Raw genomic sequence first — 23,631 nt, 5'->3', positions numbered from 1 at the left:
ACTATTCGTCAAAGCTCCTCATCGCCAGTCCGCACGCAATCATCAGTGACGGTGCATCATTACTCAGACTTTCAGCCTTGACCTTGCCTCCCACTGCCATGTTGGTAAACGGGTTGGCAATCATGGCCGGACAACCGATGCGCGCCGCCATCAACTCATCAATACCCGGAATCTGGGCACAACCGCCGGCCAGCATAATCTGGTCCACGGAATTGAACGGGCTCGATGAATAAAAAAACTGCAGCGCACGCATGCTTTCCTGGCAAGTGGCTTCCATGAACGGACGTAATACGTCAGTCTGGTAATTGTCAGGCAGGCCGCCCTGCTTTTTCGCCAGCCCGGCTTCTTCGTAAGACAGGCCATAACGACGCTGAATTTCCTCGGTTAACTGGCGTCCGCCAAAAGAATGGTCACGCGTATAGACTGAATGATTATTATGGATAACATTAATATTGGTAGACATGGCGCCAATATCCAGAATGGCGACTGTCTTGTCAGTACCGCCACCGGGCATATGCTCGGCAATCAACTGGTAGGCGTTTTCCATGGCATAGGTTTCGATATCGATAACCTGCGGCGTCAGCCCGGCGGTTTCGATTACCGCGATGTAGTCATCGACGATTTCCTTGCGGCAGGCAGCCAGGAGAATATTGTTCTCGTCCGGGTTCTCCTCGGCCGGGCCAATAATCTGGTAGTCGAGATTTACCTCATCCAGTGGATACGGAATATAGTGATCCGCTTCCATTTCAATCTGGGTCTGCAGCTCCTGGTCCTTCAGCGACGCCGGCATCCTGATGGACTTGGTAATGACGTGGGTACCGGCTACGGCTACGGCGCAATGTTTCAGTTTTGTACCGGCGCGCTTGACCGCCCGACTGACGGCTTCCGAAACCTGCTCCACTTCGGCGATAGCGTGTTCTACTACGGCATTCTGTGGCACCGGCTCGACGCCAAAGCGTTCGACCCGGAACTGTTTTCCGGACTTGGAGAATTCCAGCACCTTGACGGCGGACGAACTGATATCGATTCCGACCATCGGCTGACGCTTTTTAGCGAATAATGACTCCAGTGATGCCACTTACGAAACCTTTAATTTCAATGAGTTATACGTTGTTCGTGCAACTTTGGATTAAATATTACATCCAAATATAGACCAATACAAACAGAATTGACAAATAATCTTACCAATACAAGGATTTAGCTATATACTGGCGCGCCCCGGGGTCACCCCGATTTTTTCAAGCGCCCGTTAGTTGCCCGAATGATGATTGACCACTCGACAAATCCAGGCCTGATTTCCAAGTTTCGTCGATATTTGCCCGGCAAACGCTGGCAACTCGTATTGCTCGGACTGGCCAGCCTGGGCTTTCTGGGGGCTGTCGCGCTGGTCGTCGCGTCGCTGATTCTGACACCGACACTGCCGTCATTGGATGCGATCAAAGAAGGCAAACTCAAGGTGCCGATGCGGGTTTACACCGCGGACAAGGTGTTGATCGGCGAGTTTGGTGAAGAGCGCCGAATTCCCATTGAAATCAGCAGCACACCCAAAGCACTGATTGATGCGGTCTTGTCCGCCGAAGATGCGGACTTCTACAGCCACTATGGAGTCGATTTTCTCGGCATTGCCCGAGCTGCCTGGACAAATTTTGCCCTGGGCGGTCGCCGCCAGGGGGCCAGCACCATCACAATGCAGGTGGCGCGAAACTTTTTTCTCAGCCCGGAACGCACCTATATTCGCAAACTGAAAGAAGTCCTGCTGTCTTTCAAGCTGGAGCGGGAACTGAGCAAGGATGAAATTCTCGAGCTGTACCTGAACAAGATTTTTCTCGGCCACCGGGCTTACGGTTTTGGCGCCGCGGCACGCATTTATTATGGTCGCAATCTTGACCAACTGACGCTACCGGAACTGGCCATGCTCGCCGGCCTGCCCAAGGCGCCGTCGGCCAACAATCCGCTTGGCAACAAGGAAAAGGCTTTTGCCCGGCGCAATTACGTTCTCGGCCGCATGAAACAGCTGGGCTATATAGACGAAGCCATCTACCGGGATGCCATCATCGCGCCGGTTTCAGCCAGGCGCCATTCCCTGCGCTATGACGTGGAAGCACCCTACATTTCCGAAATGGTTCGTCGCTACATGCTCGACAAATACAGCGACAAAACCTATGCCGGCGGTTTCCATGTTTACACCACCATTCATTCGGACTATCAAAAGGCTGCCAATGACGCCGTGCGCAACCGACTCATGGAATATGACCGTCGTCACGGCTGGCGCGGTCCACTGGTCAAACGGGCGCGGGTAAAAAGCGAAAAGATCGACGAGCAAACCGATATCGCCGACCTGGACAAACTGCTAGAAGAGCACGGCAGTCTTGGCAACCTTGTGCCGGCGGTAGTCAGGTCCATTGATGAAAAAACGGCATTGGTTTACGCCAAAGACGGTTTCAATGCGACCATCCCATGGGCAGGCATGAATTGGGCCGCAACATATCTCAATGCCGATGCGCGCGGCGCCAGCCCCAAGCAGGCACGCGATGTAGTATTGCCTGGCGACGTTGTCTATATCCAGGATATGGGCGACGGCACCTGGTACCTGGCACAGGCACCGCAAGCAGCGGCAGCGCTGATATCACTTCGTTCGACCGACGGCGCCATCCTGGCCTTGACCGGCGGGTTCGATTTCCACGAGAGCAAGTTCAACCGCGTCACCCAGGCACAACGGCAGCCAGGCTCCAATATCAAACCGTTCATTTACTCAGCCGCCCTGGAAAAAGGCTTTACTGCGGCCACCACGGTCAGCGGAGCACCAATTACCATTGAAGACAAGAACCTGGAAGATGTCTGGCGCCCGGAAAACTACAGCGGTGAATTTTTCGGTCATACCCGGTTCAGGGAAGCGCTGATCAAGTCCATGAACCTGGTATCCGTGCGCATCCTGCGCGCCATTGGTCCGGACTACGCCGTGGATTACCTGACACGGTTTGGACTGCGCGAAGACTGGTTGCCACGTAACCTGGCGCTGGCGCTTGGTTCTGCTTCAGCTACGCCTATCGATATGGTTACGGCGTTCTCCGTTTTTAATAACGGTGGATTCAAGGTAGCGCCGTATTTTATTTCCCGCATTGAAGACGGCGAGCACAATGTCATTGAGCAAGCCAATCCTGCCATCGTCTGTCACAGTTGCCCGGAAACCCGGTTGACAGAATTCGAAAAGCTGGCACAACAAACGGCTGAAACGCCCGGCAACAAAGCAGCTGTACCCTCGACACCTGATAACCAGGTCATGCGCGTCGCCACGAAAGAAGACAACACGACCCATACGGTACCGTTGGATCAAAACATGCCAACACAAACTTTGTTGGCGCCTCGGGTCATTTCGCCACAAAATAACTTTATCATGACCAGCATTCTGCGTGACGTGGTGAACAAGGGCACGGGAAGACGCGCCCTGGTGCTGGAGCGCAATGACCTGGCCGGCAAAACCGGCACCACCAACGAATTCAAGGACGCGTGGTTCTCAGGTTTCGGGGCCGACGTTACCACCACCGCATGGATCGGCTTTGACCAGCCCGAGACACTTGGCCGGGGAGAGGCCGGCGCCAGCGCGGCACTGCCGATCTGGATAGACTACATGCGCGTCGCCCTGGCAGATCGCACACAATCTGAATTGCTCGTACCCGAAGGCATTGAAATGCGCTGGATCGACAAGGAAACAGGCGATCTTTCCGCTGAAGGTAACGAAAACGCCATGGAAGAGTATTTCATCCTCGGCGCCGAAGATGCGGGCAAGCTGCTGGATGACACATCTACAGGCGATATTCCGGTTAACCCGGGCTCTGCCGAGTCCGGACAGGACGGCGGAGTGGAAAAACCGGTTGATTCCGCGCCGAAAAAAGTCAAACCTTCAGATCTGGACAAACTGTTCTAGTTACCAAGATTACGCCGTGGGCCACAAACCTGCTCAACGCCTGAAACTGACTGCAGCCATTGCCTCGGAAGCCGGGCGCATCATGGCCAATGAAACAGTCGATGACTTTCATACCGCCAAGCTCAAGGCGCGGGATCGGCTCGGTCTGGGCAAAGACGCGCCACTGCCATCCAACCGTGAAGTGCAACAGGCGCGAGACCAACACTTGCAACTATTCACGCCCCACGACCAACTGGTCGATTTCAGCGAAACCAAGCTACGCAACGCGGTCGAAGCGCTCGAGTTTTTCTCCCAATTCCAGGCGAAACTGGTCGCCGATTTTCTCGACCACCCGGTGTCCAGCACGGAAACCCTGAAATTGCATCTTCAATCAGACAATGTCGAATCTGTAGCACTGTTACTCGATGACCACGCCCTACTCTACGAACAAGCACTCACATCAGTCCGGCTGGGCCAACACAATTTCGCTTCGGTGCCGGTATTCAGCCTGACTGTCAACGGTCAGGATTACAGCATCCTGGTCTTCTCTTCTATCCAGATACGCCAGGCGCCACGCGACCCGGTTACGGGCGGCGGCCAAACCCGAATCGGCCTGGACGAGGCAAAATTGCGACTCAGTCAATTTGCCAATTGAGCCCGGCGAACCCGTCAGCACTCGCTATACTGGAGAGTAAATCCCGGCGTGCAGAGTTGACACTCACTAGGCAATTACCTATATAATCTCAATAACTTAGCGTTTTTATATACTGAGAATATTAATTAGATAGCCTATCTATTTGAATTAAAAGGATTAATATGAACACTCAGCGCAAACTCAGTAGATGGATATTGATCCTTTTTAGCTTGGGTTTCCTGTCAGCCTGTGGAAATAACAGTGAAGCCCCGCCTGATGGATCAATATTAATAAACCCATCTTCCATCAAATGGGATGTTGTGGGTGATCCCAATGTGTGTGTCTCTGGCACAATAAGCCATATTCACCCAGTATTGATCACGGTAAAAGACGGGCTAGGACAGCCCTTGGGTAACATTGATATTTATGTCTCATTAACATGGGGCGGAAATAATTCTTGGGGTGATTTTTTGTTTTTATTTGATGATTTCAACGGTGATGGTCTGATTACAGCTGATGAGCTGGTAAATACAGTGGGTGACCCACATGAATATGTCACAACTACTGAACCCAATGGATCGAAAACATTTTATCTCGGTATGTCGACAAGGTGCGCTTACAAAGGGTGGCTGCAGGTTTATAGCGGGTCGGTTTTTGCAACCGCGGAACTTGAGGTGACGATCACAGAACCCACCGGACCATAGATGAATATTACATATTAAAAATTGTTTAACTTAGTCACGATGCGGCCATCTGGCTATCCCAAGAAATCCGGGGGCTCTAATTGATCAGGCAGACGAAATGCCTGCATGAGTAACGTACCCCCCCGATTTTTTCTTCCAATGTTTTGGTCCACACGCATCGTGGCAATACTTCTTCTCTTACCCTCTGTTTATTGAGTAGAATCAATACCCCCGAGTCTTCCGTTATATAGGTGAGGAAACAATTTGAAAGACAAGCTTAGACAGCTGATTGGTTGCGCTATTCACAGTTGTGTCCACGCAAATATATCCACTTCGAACGATTTTGAACTTAACATTGCTATTGATCGCACCCGCGATAAATCTCACGGTGACTTTGCCTGCAATATTGCCCTGGCATTGGCCAAATCGATGCAAATGAAGCCGCGCGACCTGGCGCAGAAAATTGTCGATGCCCTTCCGGTCGATGCCGCGATTGCCAAGGTGGAAATTGCCGGCCCCGGGTTCATCAATTTCTTTCTCAGCCCGCATGCCTACCATGACATGGTCTGCGAAATCCTGGACAAGACTGATCAATGGGGCCGTAGCGCCGTCGGTGCCGGCAAAAAGGTGATGGTGGAATTTGTTTCCGCCAATCCCACCGGGCCGCTGCACGTGGGTCATGGTCGCGGTGCCGCGTACGGTGCAACGCTGGCTAATCTTCTCGAAGCCGCCGGTTACGATGTGCACCGCGAATATTACGTCAACGATGCCGGCAGGCAGATGGACATACTCGCCACCAGTGTCTGGTTACGTTACCTGGAATTGTGTGGTGAAGAATTTCCGTTCCCGGCCAACGGCTACAAGGGCGACTATATCTGGGATATCGGTGCCAGCATGCACCGCGCGCACGGCGACAAGTATCAATTCAACACTGCCGATGTATTCGACAATGTCCCGGCCGATGAGCCGGCCGGCGGCGACAAGGAAGATCACATTGACGGCCTGATCGACAAGGCCAGGTCCCTGCTGGGCAAGGAAGGCTACGCACTGTTTCACAAGCAGGCCCTGGACGAGATCCTGGACAACATTCGTCGCGACCTCGACGAGTTTGGCGTTGTCTACAACGAATGGTTTTCCGAGGCATCACTGGTTGGCGACGGCGCCCTGCAACATGGCATCGATCGCCTGAAGGCAACCGGCAAGACCTATGAAAAGGATGGCGCGCTGTGGTTTGCCTCGTCTGATTTCGGCGATGAAAAGGATCGCGTTGTCGTGCGTGACAACGGCCAGGCCACCTACTTCGCGTCCGATATTGCCTACCACGTCAACAAGCTGGAACGTGGGTTCGATCAGCTGATCAACATCTGGGGCGCCGACCACCATGGCTACATCGCCCGGGTCAAGGCAGTGCTGGAAGCACTGGGCGAAGATGCCAACAAGCTGGACGTGCTGCTGGTGCAATTTGCCGTGCTCTATCGTGGCGGCGAAAAAGTGCAAATGTCCACGCGCTCCGGCGAGTTTGTCACCTTACGCGAATTACGCTCCGAAGTCGGCAACGATGCGGCGCGCTTTTTCTACGCGCTGCGCAAGTCTGACCAGCACATGGACTTCGACCTGGACCTGGCCAAGTCACAGAGCAATGACAACCCGGTGTATTACATCCAGTACGCCCATGCGCGAATTTGCAGTGTATTCCGTCAGCTCACCGAGAAACAGCTCAAGCATGACCCGGCCCATGGCCGTAACCAACTCGAGTTGCTGCAGGAACAGCATGAAGTCGATCTCATGAACGCACTGTCACACTTCCCGGAAGTTGTCGAAGTGGCGGCACGCAACCATGATCCGCATCATATTGCCCACTACCTGCGCGAACTGTCGCAGCACTTCCACACCTATTATAATGCGCACAAGTTCCTCGAAGGTAACGACGCCCTGCGGGATGCACGTCTCGTGCTGATTGCGGCAACACGACAGGTGATTGTCAACGGATTGTCGATTCTGGGCGTAACCGCGCCGGAATCCATGTAGGTCATGGCCACCAGTAAACGCAGCAAGAAAAAAACCGTACGACGTCGCCCATCCGCAACGCGTCGGGGCGGCAAGAAAGGGTTTCCTACCTGGGCACTGGTCGGCGGCGGATTGCTGGCCGGCGTGTGCATCGTGCTGCTGGTCCAGTTCATGATTGAACGTACCGGCCAGCCGGACAGCGGCCTGCGTACCCTGGTCAAGCGCGCGCAACAACCCAAGCCGCAACCCAGGCCCGCACCGGCCCCGGCACCCAAACCGGCGGAAAAGCCTAAATACGATTTCTATACCATACTCACCGAGTCCGAAACCGTGATTCCGGAATCGGTCACGACAAAACAGATCAAGACCGAAAGGAATGTCAGCTACGTTCTGCAGGTCGGCTCGTTCGCCGATTACGCCGACGCCGACACCCTCAAGGCCAAGCTCGCCTTCAACGGCCTGGTCGCCCACATCCAGAAGATTGATGTCAAAGACAAGGGCACGTTCCACCGTGTACGCCTTGGCCCCTACTCCGACCCGCAAAAACTCGACGAAACCCACCGCAATCTGAAGACTCTCGGCATCCCGGCACTGCGGTTGAAGGTCAAGGATTGAAGACTCGCGTTGCCGCACCGGGCTAAAAGAACATCCTTCGCGGTATAACCTGTTTCACTGCCTGCCGGAATTTTCCAATACCTGGTCTACGAGCTTTAGAAACGAGGGCACATTTACCGGCTTGGTCAGGTAGTCCACAAAACCGGCAACCTTGCTGCGACTGATATCTCCCGGCATGGCATTGGCGCTGATCGCCACCACCGGGATTTCTCGCGTCGCCCGGCTCGCCTGCAAATAGCGCATCACCTCATAGCCATCCATTTCCGGCAGATTAATATCCAGCAATATCAAGTCCGGGCAATGCTTGTGTGCCAATTCGATACCAAGCTTCGGATTGTCCGCGGTTATCAATTCGACTCCTGCCAGACTCTTTTCAATAATTTTCTGTATGAGCCTGGTATTGGCATAATTATCTTCAATATATAGTATTCGATGGCTGTTATCTCCCGGGCCTTCAATCCCGGCAACGCCGTCTCCGGAAATGGCCTGGTTCATTTCAAGTACCGAGGACTTGCCCAGCTCTACCCAGAACGTACTTCCCGAACCTTCGCTGCTTTCCACATCAATGATTCCGTCCATGCAAGCAACCAGTTTTTTGCTCAGTGCCAGGCCGATACCCGTTCCCTCAATTTTCGTCTTGTCCGCACCCAGCCGGTCAAACGGGACAAATAACCGGTTTTTCTGCTCTTCATTCAGGCCCGGACCAGTGTCGATGATGCTAATACGCCACATGTCTCCGGAATCGGATATCCGGATAACGACCTTGCCATCCTGGCTGTTGTACTTGACCGCGTTGGACAAGAGGTTCAACAACACCTGCTTGATCCTGGTTCGGTCCGCCAACACATAATTCTCCCTTTCTGCTTCTTTTAGCTCGACTGTAACTCCCCTGTCAGCCGCCAACGTTACAATCAATGACATGCATTCCCTCAATATTTCCTGAACACAAACCGGCTCCATATTGACAACCATCTTTCCGGCTTCGATCCTCGACAAGTCAAGCACTTCGTTGATCAATTCAAGCAAATGATGCCCGGCGTTCAGTATCTCGGTGACGGATTCTTTCTGCTCACCGGTCAAGGGGCTGTCCCCACTGACTTCCAGTAACTGTGCAAATCCGAGTATGGCATTCATCGGTGTTCTCAATTCATGACTCATTCTCGACAGGAATTCCGACTTCGCCGAGTTCGCGCGCTCCGCTTCATTCTTGGCATCCAGGAGCTCAATGGTTCTTTGATGAACGCGGTCTTCCAGCTCACTGTTCAGACGACGAATCTTGTCCTCGTTTTGTATGCGCTCCGTCAGATCAACATGCGTTCCCGCCATTCGCACTGCCCGCCCGTTTTCATCGCGCACCAGGTAGCCACGATCCAGAACATGGACCCAATGACCATCTTTGTGTTTCATGCGAAACTCAACGCGATAGCTGTCACTCTCACCGGAGATATAGTTGTTAATGGCATTTTTGGTCTTGTCCAGGTCATCCGGATGAACCAGGCGATCCCACGCCCCGAGTTCGTTTTCCAGTTCATCATCACGATAGCCAATCATCTCCTTCCACCGTGGCGACAGGTAAACTTCGTTAGTGAGTAGATTTCGATCCCACAAGCCGTCGCTGGACCCTCTCATTGCAAGATCAAAGCGCAACTGGCTTTCTGCAAGCTCTGCTTGTGAAGCAGCAATCGAATCCAGCATGCTGTCAAAGTTTGTAGCCAATCGGCCAATCTCATCATGCCTTTGCAATTCCGCGCGACTGCCACTTTCGCCCCGGCTTACCCGGCCGGTTAATTCCACCAGCTTGTGCAGGGCCTGCGTGAGACCTTTTGCCATGACTAACGCAAAAATCACTCCAACAAGTATGGCAATCACGGTATATATCAGGCCATTTCTTGTTATCGTCCTCAGGCCCGCAAGAGTATTTTGCTGGCCAAGGCCGACCCGGGTCCAGCCTATCTGTTTGCCATTGGCATAGACCGGTGCCGCAACGTCAATCAGGGTTGGCGTATTGACAAGAATATTCACTTCGGAGGGTATTGTTTGAAACCCGGAGCCTGAATCATCCTCTATATACATTCCTATATACTGCCTGTCCGTATGGCCCAACACCTTGCCTTCCATGTTCAGAACCATGGCGTATTCAAGCCCGGGATATTTTGACTGTGAGCTGACAACCTCTTCAATACCGATAATATCGTTTGCCAGCACCCATGAAGTACTGTTGGCTGCCAGGGTCTCAGACAGACTGGTCGTTTGTTCTATGGCCTGGTCATGAAGAAATTTCTTTTGCCGCTCCAGCATGTCCACAACAAATATGGACATCAGGACCGCGTGTACAGCGGCGATTCCCAAAATCAACTGACGTCTTATGGATTTTGTCCAAAACCTTTCAATCGCATGAACGCCCCGGACCAAGTGCTGTTGCCTTTATTTTTCACTTGCCGGATCACGCACGGCCTTTTTGAATACTGCCAAAAACTCCCTTACTGGCTGATAGGTGGCATCAGTTGCCGGCTCAAATCTGGTTAATTCCATACGCTCGAGGATAGCCCGTCCGCCCTCATGCTTGTGTAGCTCAAACATCAGCCTCGATACTTTTTGTACCAGGTATCCCGGCATGTCCTGGCGAACAACCAGCCCGTTGTTGGGTAACGGTTTTGTCTGCCACTTGATTTCCAGCTCCCTTGCCAGCTCGGGCCGCTCTTTTGAAAGGGCCCGCCACGGCGGCGGCCAGGTAGCTCCTGCTACTGTATCGCCAAGAAAAACGTTCATAATCGACGATTCCTGGGAACCTACATAGCGATTATCCACATCCTTCATTACATCCAGCCCATGGGTGTGGATGTAGTATTGCGGCATCATGGTGGCCGCCAGCGCGGTCGGCGCAGGATAACTGACCGGCTTGCCTTTCAGGTCCGAAATCGATTTTATATTGCTGTCCTTGCGAACAAGGATGATGCCCCTGAAGTTGTCATCATCACCCATTTTTCCGAATACTTTATAGCCATGTTCCAGTGACCTGACGGTCTGGTAGGGATTAGGCAGGGAAAAATGAAACTCCCCGGCGAAGAGCTTCTTGTCGTAAGCCGCGTAGTTTCTCGATGCCTCGACCCTGAACTCGACATCATCAATATTCTGGTTCAGATAACTCATAAGCGGCGAGAATATTTCGTGCAGCCGTGCGGGATTATGCAAAGGGTGAATACCAAACCTGTAAACCTGCTTCTCGCCTTCACTCCCGGCACTGAATTTCGGTGCTGGTGGCGCTGTATTTTCTTGGCATCCGACTACACCAATAATGATGATAAAGCTTAGGATGGTGCCAAATACTTTCCTGAATCTGAAAAGGCTCATTATTTGTACTCCCACTCAACTACTTGGAATATAGCTTCAAACAAAATGACAATACATATAATGATTGTAAATCATCGTCAGAATTGAAACATTTTCAGTCACTTAAGATACGGCTTATAACAAGGCTCCAATTGATTGACAGCGACATTGCGAAAGCTGGAAAACAGTTGTAAAAGCAGGCTATTGCCTCGCTATTTCTCGCGACCCTCGACCTCTTCAAAGCGGATGCAAGACTTGAACAATTCAGCGCGCCTTAAATCAAAACAGCAGAGGAAGTTTTTAGGTGCAAACTACCAAAACCCATGACAAATTACTCCAAATTATCTGACTGCAATCGTAGCGTGTAACTATTAATTAGTTCGACGTGTCCGGATTCGGCAGAATATTGACACGCCGGCTAGCGACTCAAAGCAAACATACTATGTTAGTAGTGGTGCGGCCATATTCGGGTCTATGCAGAAATATTTAGTAAGACATTTAGGCAAATAGAACGTAGCCCAATGATTTAATTCAAATCAAGGATGTATACCCAAAAAGGACGAGCAAAATACCCTTTTTCTGCCATCAAATATAATTCATGGTTAAACAAGGTTTCGAGGCAATGAATAGAAACGAGATGGATGCTTTCGAAAATCACCTAAAGCAATGGAAGCAAAAATCCAAGCAATTACATGGGCGGTTAGATCCAATTCTGGAAGCACAGAGGGCGATAGAAAAAGCCTTGCGCCCAATTATTGAAACTCAGAATGGGATCAAATCACAACTAGAACCCTTCCTGGAACAACAAAGAAAACTACAAAAAGCTCTTGAGTGTATGAGCTATAAACATCGGTAACACAATAGTGCAGGTACACAGGTAACGCCTATGCGCCATGGACATAGTGAGACAGGAGGTGCCTATGCCCTGGAAAGACGTGAGACCGATGTTTATAGCTCGTTCACGTCGTTTTCTTTCGTCCATTTCTTTTGGACGAGCAAAAGAAACGGGGCCCCGCGCGGGTAGCACATAATAGCTTGCCAAGCTCGTCGGCGCAGCCGACGCACATCAAAAAAGATTTCTCCCGTTAGTCGAAATGACAAGCGAGATCGGAATAACGGCCAAGGCCGGAATGACAATCCAGGCGAAGCCTGCGCGTCACTCCTCCAGGTACGTATACCCGGATAACCCTTCAACCAGCTCATCAAGATACTGCTTGCGCTGATCATTGTTCAACGTTGAGCCTTCAACCTGCTTCACGTAACTGGCCTTGAGCTGTTCCGGCTCAAAGTGTACAAATCGCAATACGTAATCCACGGTATCACCGTGCAGGGTGTGATCGATGCGGTAGCTGCCATCATCATTGAGCTCGATATGGGCCGAGTGGGTATCGCCGAACAGGTTGTGCATGTCGCCAAGGATTTCCTGGTAGGCGCCGACCAGGAATATACCCAGCAGGTAGCGTTCGTCCGGCTGCACTTCATGCAACGGCAACGTTGACTCAACACCATTGGCATCAACATAGGTATCGATACGACCATCGGAGTCACAGGTGACATCGACGATGACGCCGCGACGCTCTGGCGCTTCGTCGAGCCTGGCCAGCGGCACGATGGGAAATATCTGGTTAATAGCCCAGACATCGGGCAATGACTGGAACACGGACAGGTTGCAGAAATACTTGTCGGCCAGCTGTTCGTTCAGCTCATCGAGTATCTGCCGATGTTCGCGCTTGTCGCTATTCAGCGCATCACGGGTTTGCATGCACACGGAACGGTACAGGTTCTCCGCCAGCGCCCGATCCTTCAGTCCCAGCTTGCCCTCGGTAAACAGGCTGCGCACTTCGTCCATGGCCTGGGCGGCATTGTGATAGTGCTCGATGGCGGTGCGCATATTGACCGTGCTGTGCGCCTGCCACAACTCGCGCAATACCGGCGCGGCGCTGTCATCCGGCTCAACCAGGCCACGCGGGCGATTCATATGTTCCACGTCGAGCACGTTGCTGATCAACACGGCGTGGTGCGCTGTCATGGCGCGACCGGATTCGGTGACCACATGCGGATCCGGCATGCCATGTTGCCGACTGGTTTCGGCAAAGGCCTTGACCACGGCGGAGGCATACTGCTCTACGGAATAGTTGGCGGAGAAATAACTGCGTGATGAGGTGCCGTCATAATCAATACCGAGGCCGCCACCAACATTGACGTATTTGACATCGGCACCGAACTGCCTGATCTCGGCGTAATAACGTGCTGCTTCGGCAACGCCGGACTGCACGTGGCGAATATTGGCGATCTGTGAACCCATGTGGCAATGCAGCATGGACAAGCAATCGAGCCAGCCAATTTGCTGCAGTCGATGCAAGGCGGTCTGCACCTGGTCGGCTGACAGGCCGAACTTGGATTTCTCACCACCGGTGTTTTGCCAATGACCTTCACCGATGGACGCCAGGCGCAGGCGCAGGCCCAGCAACGGCCGGATAGTCAGCGTGTTCGCCTGCTCAATGACCAGTTCCAGCTCGGACAGGCGCTCAATAACAATATGTACCTTGTGGCCAAGCGCCTGGCCAATCAGCGCCAGGCGAATGAATTCGCGATCCTTGTGACCGTTGCATACCACCAGGCCGCCATCAGGATCAGAGTGCGCCAGCACCGCCAGCAATTCCGGCTTGCTGCCGGCCTCGAGACCGACACTGCCCGGCCGGGCACCGACAATCTCCTCGACGACGCTGCGCTGCTGGTTCACCTTGATCGGATACACCGCAGTGTATCCGCCAGTAAACTTGTGTTCGTTCGTGGCGGCAACAAATGCATCGCACAATACATTCACCCGGTGACGCAGGATGCCGGAGAACCGCACCAATGTCGGCAGGCCAAGGCCTTGCTGGTGCAGGCTGTCGGCAACGGCCTGCATATCAATGCCGGGGCCGCTGGCACCACCAGGATGCGCCACCAGGTGGCCATTGTCGGCGACATCAAAATAACCGCCACTCCAGTGGGAAATGTTATAGGTGTCGCGTGCGTTCTGGATTTTCCAACTCATGGGTGGTTCACTGCTCCTGCCAGGATTCACTGGCTAAAAGATTCGTTGGCAAGCTAACAGCGCTTGGCTACACTCCCCGCTTTCCGGCCATTCGCCCGGCGTCTTCATTGCTGAGGAGCAGGTATTATGACACTCGACAACAACTGGTACACCGAAATTCACGCAGACTGCGGCTCGGCATTTTCGCTTGAGCTGGGCGAGAAGGTACACGAAGAACAAACCCCGTACCAACTGTTGACGATCTACAACACCCGGCAATGGGGCTACCTGATGACGCTCGACGGCCTGGTGATGCTGACCACGCGCGACAACTTTCTGTACCACGAGATGATGACGCACCCGGCGCTGCTCACGCACCCGGACCCGAAGCGCGTGCTCATTATCGGTGGCGGTGATTGCGGCACCCTGCGCGAAGTACTCAAGCACCCCGGTGTCGAAAAGGCGGTGCAGGCCGAGCTGGACGAGCGCGTTACCCGCGTGTCAGAAGAATACTTCCCTGAATTGTGCGAATCCAACGGCGATGCGCGGGCGCAGCTGGAGTTTGTCGACGGCATCAAGTGGATCGAAGACGCTGAACCCGGCAGTTACGACATCATTATTATTGATTCCACCGACCCGGTCGGCCAGGCCGCGCGACTGTTCTCGGCGGAGTTCTACACCGACTGCCACAAGGCGCTGTCGGCCAACGGCATCCTGATTGCGCAAAGCGAATCACCGCTGCTGCACAGCGACATTATCAAGAGCATGCGCAACAACATGCGCACCGCTGGCTTTGCCGATCTTGCCACCCTGGGCTTCCCGCAACCGGTATACCCGTCCGGCTGGTGGTCGTCCACCATGGCGGTGAAATCGGGATCAGCGAAGGATTTCCGCAAAATTGACGCCGCCAAGCTCAATACCAGGTACTACACATCGGAGCTGCACCAGGGCCTGCTGACCCTGCCGCCGTTCCTCGCTGCCGCGACCTTGTGACGATTTTCGCACCGGCGATCATGACCACCGCGGGCGTCTATAGCGGCCAAAACACCTCCAATCCCGTCCGGATTACAGGTCTTTTGACCGCTGATTTTCTCGTTCTTTCATCTATAGTGGAAACTGCTACGCTTTATTAACACCTGGCCAACCAGGACTAATTGGCAATGTAAGAAAGGAACAACGAGGAATGAGTGACATAATCAAATCACCCAAAATGATCGAACTGCAGCCGGGAAAATACTACTGGTGCAGCTGCGGCAAATCCGCTAACCAGCCGTTTTGCGATGGTTCACACAAGGGCACAGAGCACAGCCCGCTCGAATTTGAAATCACGGAAAAACAGTACATCAGCCTGTGCCGCTGCAAGGCGACCAAGCGGCCACCCTATTGTGACGGCAGTCACTACAAACTCTGATCACCGGTACAAAAAAGAGGCGCCTGTAAAGGCGCCTTGAATTTTGAGACTAACACACTCAATCAGGAGATGATTTACAAATCTACTTGGTCCCGGTGGTAAATTCCGGGTAGGCCTCCAGCCCGCATTCGGCCAGGTCCACGCCCATATGCTCTTCTTCTTCGCTGACTCGAAGACCGATGATGCCTTTCAGTATTACCCAAACGACCAAAGAGACGCCGAATGACCACGCGAAGATGGAGCCAATGCCCAGCAACTGCGAGCTGATCTTGGCATCACCATTGGACAATACGACTGCGAGCAGGCCCCAGATACCGACAACACCGTGAACCGAAATGGCGCCGACCGGGTCATCCAGCTTGAAAAAACGATCCATCACCAGGATGGAGATCACCACCAGCACACCACCGACTGCACCAATAGTAGTAGCCAGCCCGGGTGTTGGCGTTAACGGTTCGGCGGTAATAGCTACCAACCCGGCCAGGGCGCCGTTAAGTCCCATGGTCAGATCAGCCTTGCCAAACAGCAAGCGCGCAACAATCAGTGCCGCAACCACGCCACCAGCAGCAGCCATGTTGGTATTCACAAATACCCTGGCAACGTTATTGGCCTCGGTAACGTTGGACAGAATCAATTCCGACCCGCCGTTGAAACCAAACCAGCCCATCCACAGGATGAACGTTCCGAGCGTTGCCAGTGGCATGTTTGCACCCGGAATCGCGTTTACCTGGCCATCAGGGCCGTACTTGCCCTTGCGCGGACCCAGCACCAGCACGCCGGCAACGGCTGCAGCCGCGCCACACATGTGAACCACGCCGGAACCGGCAAAATCCAGGAAACCGGCCGCGTCCAGGAAACCGCCGCCCCATTTCCAGAAACCCTGGATCGGGTAGATGACACCGGTCATAACCACGGCAAAGGCAAAGAACGTCCACAACTTCATGCGCTCGGCAACGGCACCGGAGACAATGGACATGGCCGTAGCCACGAACACCATCTGGAAGAAGAAGTCAGACATCTTCGAGTAGTAGTTGCCGTCGTACCACTTGTCCATACCCTGTGCCAATACCGCTTCGGGCGCGTGATCTACACCAAGCATGAACTTCAGCCCGGGCAACAGTTGTCCCGCATAGTCGCCACCTGGGTACATCAGGTTATAACCGACGAACATGTACATGATACAGGCGATGGCGAACAAGCCGACATTCTTGGTCAGGATCTCTGCCGTATTTTTTGAACGAACCAGTCCTGCTTCAAGCATGGCAAAGCCTGCAGCCATCCACATGACCAGTGCACCGGTCACCAGAAAATAAAAGGTGTCCAGTGCATAGCTTAAATCTTTCACACCGTTTAATGCTTCCACTGTTTAATCCTCGCTATGTTGGTGACGTGTTACAGCGCATCCTTGCCGGTTTCACCGGTACGGATACGAACCACCTGCTCCAGGTCGGAGACAAATATCTTGCCGTCACCGATCTTGTCAGTACGCGCTGCATTAACGATGGCTTCTACCACCTGGTCGAGCATGGAAACATCAATGGCAGCTTCCAGCTTCACCTTGGGAAGAAAATCGACAACATATTCCGCGCCGCGATACAACTCGGTATGACCTTTCTGGCGACCGAAGCCTTTCACCTCGGTCACGGTAATGCCTTGCACACCCACTTCTGACAGGGCATCACGAACATCATCCAGCTTGAATGGCTTGATGATTGCGGTAACCATTTTCATGGCATGAACCTCCTGAACTCGTTCAGTGATACTGCTTATTTCAGCAGCGTGAATGATTTTGAATAGGTAACAAAAACCTTGTAACCGTCATCTGCCGCGTAAAAATCGTTGCTACCGTAGGCAACAGCATCAGCGACCGTGTCATCAGGCAGATCGGTATCACTGTAAGTGATGGAAAAGTCACCAGCAGACAGGCTTATACTGTAGTCGATGTAATCATCCCAGACAAAACCGGCGACATTGACATCATCATTTTCAAAGTCATAGCGACCCACATGCAGTGCCAGGGTCAGATCCTTGGCCACTTCGAAGCTTGCGCCGAGATCAACATAGGAACTCTTTGTTCCGGTATTGAAGGTATCGTTGGAGAAGTTGTAGGTCAGGCTCAGCATCTTCCAGCCGAAACCAACCGACGCTTCGGTCCAGTCCAGATCATTGGCTTCATTGGTATCCGCTGTTGCCGGATCATCCTCGGTGCCGGGATACAGGTAACCGATATAACCAGCACTGATGCTGAAATCACCAAATGACTTGCTGTATCCGGCATACAAGTCCAGCTCCGGTGAGCCAAACGCTGTATTGGATGTCCACATACCTGCGGACAAGCCAAATGGCGAATTGTAATCCATGCCACCGGATACGGCGGCATCACCGGCAGTCTGGGTCAGGCCGCGCCAGACATAGTCACTGGATGCGCCAATATTGCCGGTAAGCTCGGCGCTGGCTACAGCGGGCAGCCCGGCAATGGCAACAGCAATTGCAAACATCTTTTTACTCATCATGGTTCTACTCCCCTAAGGTTCAGATTTTCGGATTAACCGGGTTGATCAATTACTGCCTGGTGCATGCCTGTCCGGCGGCACGACAACAGCTTTCATGCTTGTTATTGCATGTGTCGTGCCAAAAATGTTTTTTACAGTTAATCAATCAGTTAGAGACAATCGATGAATAAAACAGGGAATTGCTGCACCAAAATGATCAGCAACAAAAAACGAATGCACTTGAACGGTGCGTTTTCACGCACATCAACGAGGTGGGGGCAGCCCTGCACGCTGATGGCGCAGGTCAATGGCAGCAAAAGAATGAAACATTATCGCCGCTACCGGGCTCACTACCGGCAATAACAGGGCAATGAACCGAAAAGAAAACCCGAATGTCTGCTAGAAATGTGCGGTAACGGACAAGTACCACAAGTCGTGAACACGGTCTTCATTCCGATCATTGATAACGCCATAGGGACTGGCATCGCCACGCTTGAGGCTGGTATCACTGTAAGCAAGCTCGATATCTATGGTACGAATACCGGCACTGTTCACATCCACGGACTTGCTGGCTGCTACCTTGACATACTTGTAGTCATTGTTGTCGGTGGTGCGGTCATCCACGTGCCCGGGCTGCAGCTTCACGAACAGGCCACTGCCGGCATCCAGGGTTACCAGGCCTTCACCTACCACCTGGTCACCCTCGGTTTCATACGAACCCTTGATAGTGGCCTTCAACCGGCGCGGCACCAGGTCAAAAGACAGTGACAGGTAAGCTTCGTCATACCTGGGCGGCGTCTGGTTGTAGCGGTAAAGAATGTAGCCAAGATCCCAGCCGAGGTTGCCGAGGGAACGGATTTCACCGGCGATGCCGCCGTAGATATCCAGCTCGGCATCGGCGCGGCCGTCGACGGTGGGAAAGTTGACCCGCGATGTCCATAACCCGAAGTAGGGGCCAGAGCTGTGACTGTAATCAAACCCGGCATAACCGGCCGCCTTGTTGTCGGTCTGCGAAATGCCACGAAACACGTAGTTGGTTGTCGCGCCGAGCATCAGGTCCAGGCTGTCACTGGCGACGACCACCCGGGCGGACAGCAGCTGAGCTGCCATGAATAAAACGCTGACCAGGGAAATTCGCTTTGTGTTCACCTTTGCCTCCTGACTGTTTGATCCTTGTCGCCGCCGTCAATGGCGTGCCTGCTCAGCAACATTGCGGGCACGCGAGGACAACGTTATAGTGGCGGCGATTTTACGCAAATTATCCCGAAAAATCAGGCTTATGATTCCGAACGCCATTATTGACCAGATTACCGACGCCATCAGCAAGGCCATGCCCAAGGGCATCGCCGACGATGCGCGTAAACAAATCAACGCTGTCCTGGCTACACGACTGGAACAACTCGGGTTGGTCAGTCGTGAAGAATTTGACGTTCAGGCCGCGCTATTGGAAAAGTTACGCGCGCGCGTTGATACACTGGAATCCGAGCTGGCCCAGCTGGAGCAGAACAAGAAAGCCGGCTGATACCACCAGGGAAAACACTGCCGGCTATCCAAGGAAGGAAACGCCCATGTCACTCGCTGTTATCCACAGTCGCGCCCAGGTGGGTGTCGACGCCCCTGCCGTCACCGTCGAGGTGCACCTGGCCAACGGTTTACCCGGTCTGTCGGTAGTTGGCCTCCCCGAGCTCGCCGTACGCGAAGCCAAGGACCGCGTCCGCAGTGCCCTGCAAACCCTCGGTTTTGAGTTCCCGGCCCGCCGCATCACCATTAACCTCGCCCCGGCCGATCTGCCCAAGGACGGTGGCCGCTTCGACCTGCCCATGGCACTCGGAATACTTGCCGCCAACGGGCAGCTGCCCCGGGAACCTTTAGCGGATTTCGAATTCATCGGTGAATTGGCCCTGGGTGGTGACATTCGGCCGGTCCGCGGCGTATTGAGCGCCGCCTTGGCCGCCCATGATGCCGGTCGCCGCCTGGTTGTGCCCGCCGCCAATGGCGAAGAGGCATCGCTGGCGTCCCGGTCCCGGGTGTTGTGCGCCGGCAACCTGCTCGCCGTCACCGGTCATTTTCTGCAAGACCAGCCGCTGCCCGAGGCCTGCGCCACCCGCGCCGACCACCCGGCCGAGACTTTGCCTGACTTGCGCGATATTCGCGGCCAGCACCAGGCCAAGCGCGCCCTCGAAGTGGCCGCATCCGCAGGCCATTCGCTGCTGATGATGGGACCACCGGGGTCCGGCAAAACCATGCTGGCGCAACGGCTGCCGTCCATCCTTCCGCCCATGACCGAGGCCGAAGCCCTGGAGTCAGCGGCCATTCACTCCATTTCTGATGGCGGCTTTGACGCCCGGCGCTGGGGTCAACGACCGTTCCGACGCCCTCACCACACGGCGTCGGCGGTGGCCCTGGTCGGCGGCGGCAGCCATCCGCGGCCGGGCGAGATCTCGCTGGCCCATCACGGCGTGTTGTTCCTGGATGAACTGCCCGAGTTTCAGCGCGCGGTACTGGAGGTGCTGCGGGAACCACTGGAAAGCGGCGAAGTGATGATCTCACGCGCGGCGCGGCAAGCCCGGTTCCCGGCCCGGTTTCAGCTGGTCGCGGCCATGAATCCCTGTCCCTGCGGCTACGAAGGCGATATTTCCGGCCGTTGCCGTTGCACGCCCGATCAAATCCAGCGTTACCGCCAGAAGCTGTCAGGGCCACTGATGGACCGCATCGATCTCCACGTCATCGTACCGGCGGTGCCAACCGATATGCTGATGAATGCAAAGCCTGATGGCCAATACTCGGCCGAGGTACGTGAGCGCATACTTCGCTGCCGCGATCGCCAGCTTGGTCGACAAGGGAAGCTAAACAGCGCGCTTGGCAACAAGGAGCTGGACGAGTGCTGTGAACTGGATGCTGACGCCGACGCCCTGATCAGGCGCGCCATCCAGGCACTGGGACTCAGCGCCCGGGGTTACCACCGAATCCTGCGCGTGGCCCGCACCCTGGCCGACCTTGCCGGTGAATCCCGGGTCAGCTCCCGTCACCTCGCTGAGGCCATCCAGTTCCGGCAACTGGACCGCAAACCGGCCCGGGCCATGGCCACCAGTATTTAGCCTCCACAAAAGAAAAGGCCGCACCCCGAAGGGTGCGGCCTCTGGTAATTCGTGACTGAAAGTCCCGATTACTTGCTGCCAGCTACCATGTGGTCAACGGCGGCTTTAACAGCGTCGTCAGCCAACTGGGCCTGACCACCCTTGGCCGGCATGAAACCGGTCTTGCCCTGGTAGCCCTTGATGGCGTGATCGTACAGGGTAGCGTTGCCCTGCTTGATGCGCGGAGCCCAGGCAGCCTTGTCGCCCACCTTCGGAGCGCCAGCAGCGCCGGTACCATGACAAGCAGCGCAGGCAGCGTTGTAGGTGCCGGCACCATCAGCGGCTTGGGCAGTGGCAACAGCAGAACCGGCAACAGCGCCGGCCAGGTGCAGCTTGCCAACCGGCTGGATACGCTCAGCAACGGCAGAAGCATCAGCGGTCTTGGTCGCAGTATGCGCACCGCCAATAGAATTGGCGAAGATGTAGATGACGATGGTCAACAGCACCAGCGCGCCGATCATGATGGAGAAATTGCGAACGAAATCGCCGTCTTTCATATTGCTATCACTCATTGGAGAATACCCTTATATAAGTAATTACTAAAATCCACCCTCTGGCGGAGCCTCAAAAATGAACGCGCAGTATACCGCAAAATTCCTGCCCCAGTGCAAGCTTAATAGACGCGGAGCGGCCACCCGGGTATGCTTGCGCCCCCGGCTCCAGCGGTAGATTTGGCGCCGAAAACCGTCTCAAACCAACACATCCGCCCGTAGCTCAGCTGGATAGAGCGCTGCCCTCCGGAGGCAGAGGTCAGGGGTTCGAATCCCTTCGGGCGGGCCACTTAAACAAAGACCCGCCTTGCGCGGGTTTTTGTTTAAGTGCTTGTTGGCTGGATTCGAATCCCTGACGTCATCATAAATGTTCGACAATTTCGTGCAGCGAAATTGGACGCGCTTTAGCGCGCCCGTCAGGGTGAGGCCGCCAGCCCGAATCAATCCCTTCGGTGCCGTAAATGCTCTCCGAGCATTATTCGGCACTTCCTCGCATAGCTCGGTCGCGCTGTAAAACCACCTGCAGTGTTTTGTTCAGCACTTCCTCGCATAGCTCGGTCGCGCTCCACTTAAACAAAGACCCGCCTTGCACGGGTTTTTGTTTACAGAGAGAAACCAAAAGGGTCAGACTCGATTGCAACTAACTAAAGCTTAGGACAGTTCTTTTTTGAATCCAACACTACGATGATCGCCCCCTCGTGACAATGGCCGGGTACGACGCTGAACCAGCTGCTCCACTTTATCCTTGAATCGATCACTGCCTAATGCCCATCCTTTCTGGGTAGCCTGTCGAATATCTTCCAGGGTCTTGTTGTCAATATGGGCGCTGAACAGGTCTCGATAAACCGCCTGCCGCTTATCTGCCTGACTGCCTAACGCCAAATACCGTTCATGGGGATCAATAAGGCTATCTGCCTTGCCCAAGGCATTATAGTGATAACTGGACCAACGATATTCACCGGGGTGACTGACCATGTTGGCACGTACAGGATTCAGCTCGATATACCGATAACAGGTGAATAAATACTGCTCGGTATCAATCAATGTGGCTTTGTAACGGCCCTCCCACAAGGTACCGGTACGCTGGTAGGTGGTGTTGAAATACTGCACATAACGCCTGCCCACAGACTGCATGGTTTTGCCGATACTGTTTTCTCCGTCCGGCGTGACCAACAGGTGAATATGATTGGTCATGAAAACCCAGGCATGGATGTGACAACCTTGACGCTGACTGGCTTCCCGCAGGTAATGGCGGAAACAGCCATAGTCTTCATCGGCCACAAAGATGGGGCATCGGTTATTACCACGCTGGATCACATGTTGAGGCTGTCCGGGCAGGACATAACGGGGTAACCGGGGCATGGGCCTACCTCCTTGTAGGAAAACTGCGTTTCAAGATCAAACTATCAGGCAGTCCTTGCCTGATCAGATGATCAGTGTAACAAGGGGATGAGTTTCAATCGAGTCTGACCCTTTTGGTTTTTTGAGCAGATGTTTAATACTGATCCGCAGAATGCAAGGCGAGCTGTATCAGCTATTAGTGCGATACAAGCAGCGGTAACTCAAGGTCAAAGGGTTTATGAGATTACATCAGCCAATGTAGATACTGTGCTGCCTAAATTAAATATAAGCAATCTGGCTAAACAGGAGATCGCTATAGGCCTGAGCGCTGGTAAGCATGTGATTACTCATGACAATCAAATACCTGGAAGGTGAACTGGCGCTTGTGTTCATTATCCCCTTTCAATGAACCAAACTGTGCTCCCACATACATGTTCACCGCTACCCCGCCCGTGGTGACATATCTAGGGAAACCAAAAAACGTGGTGACATTGGGTTCATAGCCAATACTGCCAAAGCCATTTGTTAATCCATGAGCCGCCTGGCTACCCAAAGCCTGCAAGTAGC

21 protein-coding genes and 1 tRNA gene are annotated in these 23,631 nt (G+C 53.8%); 11 read left to right on the top strand and 11 right to left on the bottom strand.

All coding sequences use genetic code 11. The annotated features are described in order from the left end of the window. Nucleotide 1 precedes the first annotated feature (1 nt). On the bottom strand, nucleotides 2-1,069 hold the full coding sequence (locus tag OEZ10_05485) for a pilus assembly protein PilM (protein MDH5632431.1): 1,068 nt from the start codon (nucleotides 1,067-1,069) through the stop codon (nucleotides 2-4). A 192-nt stretch (nucleotides 1,070-1,261) separates the two neighbouring features. On the opposite strand from OEZ10_05485, the gene OEZ10_05480 reads away from it, so the two are divergent. The 5 genes from OEZ10_05480 to OEZ10_05460 all read left to right on the top strand — a co-directional run bounded on the left by OEZ10_05480 (nucleotide 1,262) and on the right by OEZ10_05460 (nucleotide 7,843). Continuing rightward, nucleotides 1,262-3,925, top strand: a complete 2,664-nt coding sequence (locus OEZ10_05480; protein MDH5632430.1) for a penicillin-binding protein 1A — start codon at nucleotides 1,262-1,264, stop codon at nucleotides 3,923-3,925. Between the two features lie 16 nt (nucleotides 3,926-3,941). After that, nucleotides 3,942-4,559: a hypothetical protein gene (locus OEZ10_05475; protein ID MDH5632429.1), complete on the top strand. Its 618-nt coding sequence runs from the start codon at nucleotides 3,942-3,944 to the stop codon at nucleotides 4,557-4,559. A 161-nt stretch (nucleotides 4,560-4,720) separates the two neighbouring features. After that, a complete protein-coding gene (locus OEZ10_05470; GenBank protein ID MDH5632428.1) occupies nucleotides 4,721-5,242 on the top strand; it encodes a hypothetical protein in 522 nt (173 codons plus the stop codon). Nucleotides 5,243-5,485: 243 nt separating this feature from the next. Continuing rightward, nucleotides 5,486-7,249 (top strand): arginine--tRNA ligase, encoded by a 1,764-nt coding sequence (gene argS / locus OEZ10_05465; protein ID MDH5632427.1) that lies wholly within the window; start codon nucleotides 5,486-5,488, stop codon nucleotides 7,247-7,249. A 3-nt stretch (nucleotides 7,250-7,252) separates the two neighbouring features. Next, nucleotides 7,253-7,843: an SPOR domain-containing protein gene (locus tag OEZ10_05460; protein MDH5632426.1), complete on the top strand. Its 591-nt coding sequence runs from the start codon at nucleotides 7,253-7,255 to the stop codon at nucleotides 7,841-7,843. A gap of 54 nt (nucleotides 7,844-7,897) precedes the next feature. On the opposite strand, the gene OEZ10_05455 is transcribed toward OEZ10_05460, so the two are convergent. Further along, the gene (locus OEZ10_05455; protein MDH5632425.1) at nucleotides 7,898-10,162 is read right to left on the bottom strand and encodes a PAS domain-containing protein; all 2,265 of its coding nucleotides are present in this window, start codon (nucleotides 10,160-10,162) and stop codon (nucleotides 7,898-7,900) included. A 105-nt stretch (nucleotides 10,163-10,267) separates the two neighbouring features. Further along, nucleotides 10,268-11,194, bottom strand: a complete 927-nt coding sequence (locus OEZ10_05450) for a phosphate/phosphite/phosphonate ABC transporter substrate-binding protein (GenBank protein ID MDH5632424.1) — start codon at nucleotides 11,192-11,194, stop codon at nucleotides 10,268-10,270. A gap of 601 nt (nucleotides 11,195-11,795) precedes the next feature. Here OEZ10_05450 and OEZ10_05445 point away from each other — a divergent pair. Then, nucleotides 11,796-12,029: a hypothetical protein gene (locus tag OEZ10_05445; protein MDH5632423.1), complete on the top strand. Its 234-nt coding sequence runs from the start codon at nucleotides 11,796-11,798 to the stop codon at nucleotides 12,027-12,029. Between the two features lie 300 nt (nucleotides 12,030-12,329). Here the strand turns inward: OEZ10_05445 and speA are convergent, their stop codons facing one another. Next, nucleotides 12,330-14,213: a biosynthetic arginine decarboxylase gene (gene speA, locus OEZ10_05440; GenBank protein ID MDH5632422.1), complete on the bottom strand. Its 1,884-nt coding sequence runs from the start codon at nucleotides 14,211-14,213 to the stop codon at nucleotides 12,330-12,332. A gap of 123 nt (nucleotides 14,214-14,336) precedes the next feature. On the opposite strand from speA, the gene speE reads away from it, so the two are divergent. Together speE and OEZ10_05430 are read left to right on the top strand one after the other, a co-directional pair. After that, a complete protein-coding gene (gene speE, locus OEZ10_05435) occupies nucleotides 14,337-15,185 on the top strand; it encodes a polyamine aminopropyltransferase (protein MDH5632421.1) in 849 nt (282 codons plus the stop codon). Between the two features lie 190 nt (nucleotides 15,186-15,375). Continuing rightward, on the top strand, nucleotides 15,376-15,603 hold the full coding sequence (locus OEZ10_05430; GenBank protein ID MDH5632420.1) for a CDGSH iron-sulfur domain-containing protein: 228 nt from the start codon (nucleotides 15,376-15,378) through the stop codon (nucleotides 15,601-15,603). A gap of 82 nt (nucleotides 15,604-15,685) precedes the next feature. On the opposite strand, the gene OEZ10_05425 is transcribed toward OEZ10_05430, so the two are convergent. The 4 genes from OEZ10_05425 to OEZ10_05410 form a co-directional block, all read right to left on the bottom strand. Beyond that, nucleotides 15,686-16,966, bottom strand: a complete 1,281-nt coding sequence (locus OEZ10_05425; GenBank protein ID MDH5632419.1) for an ammonium transporter — start codon at nucleotides 16,964-16,966, stop codon at nucleotides 15,686-15,688. Between the two features lie 29 nt (nucleotides 16,967-16,995). Next, complete coding sequence (locus OEZ10_05420) at nucleotides 16,996-17,334, bottom strand: P-II family nitrogen regulator (GenBank protein MDH5632418.1); 339 nt, start codon at nucleotides 17,332-17,334, stop codon at nucleotides 16,996-16,998. Between the two features lie 35 nt (nucleotides 17,335-17,369). Then, nucleotides 17,370-18,116: a TorF family putative porin gene (locus OEZ10_05415; GenBank protein MDH5632417.1), complete on the bottom strand. Its 747-nt coding sequence runs from the start codon at nucleotides 18,114-18,116 to the stop codon at nucleotides 17,370-17,372. 378 nt (nucleotides 18,117-18,494) lie between these two features. Continuing rightward, nucleotides 18,495-19,244: a TorF family putative porin gene (locus OEZ10_05410; protein MDH5632416.1), complete on the bottom strand. Its 750-nt coding sequence runs from the start codon at nucleotides 19,242-19,244 to the stop codon at nucleotides 18,495-18,497. A 130-nt stretch (nucleotides 19,245-19,374) separates the two neighbouring features. Here OEZ10_05410 and OEZ10_05405 point away from each other — a divergent pair, with 130 nt between their 5' ends. Both OEZ10_05405 and OEZ10_05400 read left to right on the top strand, forming a co-directional pair. After that, nucleotides 19,375-19,617: an accessory factor UbiK family protein gene (locus tag OEZ10_05405; GenBank protein ID MDH5632415.1), complete on the top strand. Its 243-nt coding sequence runs from the start codon at nucleotides 19,375-19,377 to the stop codon at nucleotides 19,615-19,617. Between the two features lie 46 nt (nucleotides 19,618-19,663). After that, nucleotides 19,664-21,193, top strand: a complete 1,530-nt coding sequence (locus OEZ10_05400) for a YifB family Mg chelatase-like AAA ATPase (protein MDH5632414.1) — start codon at nucleotides 19,664-19,666, stop codon at nucleotides 21,191-21,193. Between the two features lie 68 nt (nucleotides 21,194-21,261). On the opposite strand, the gene OEZ10_05395 is transcribed toward OEZ10_05400, so the two are convergent. Next, a complete protein-coding gene (locus OEZ10_05395) occupies nucleotides 21,262-21,744 on the bottom strand; it encodes a c-type cytochrome (GenBank protein ID MDH5632413.1) in 483 nt (160 codons plus the stop codon). A gap of 191 nt (nucleotides 21,745-21,935) precedes the next feature. Here OEZ10_05395 and OEZ10_05390 point away from each other — a divergent pair. Next, nucleotides 21,936-22,012, top strand: a tRNA-Arg gene (locus tag OEZ10_05390). Nucleotides 22,013-22,374: 362 nt separating this feature from the next. Here the strand turns inward: OEZ10_05390 and OEZ10_05385 are convergent. Both OEZ10_05385 and OEZ10_05380 read right to left on the bottom strand, forming a co-directional pair. Next, a complete protein-coding gene (locus OEZ10_05385; GenBank protein ID MDH5632412.1) occupies nucleotides 22,375-23,085 on the bottom strand; it encodes a transposase in 711 nt (236 codons plus the stop codon). Nucleotides 23,086-23,407: 322 nt separating this feature from the next. Next, nucleotides 23,408-23,631 (bottom strand): hypothetical protein (locus OEZ10_05380; protein MDH5632411.1); only part of this gene is annotated, 224 nt, incomplete at its 5' end.

Source organism: Gammaproteobacteria bacterium, from assembly GCA_029880545.1.
Lineage (GTDB): Bacteria > Pseudomonadota > Gammaproteobacteria > Acidiferrobacterales > SZUA-150 > JAOUOD01.
Note: the sequence above shows the minus strand (reverse complement) of the source record. Positions and strands in the feature narration are given on the sequence as shown.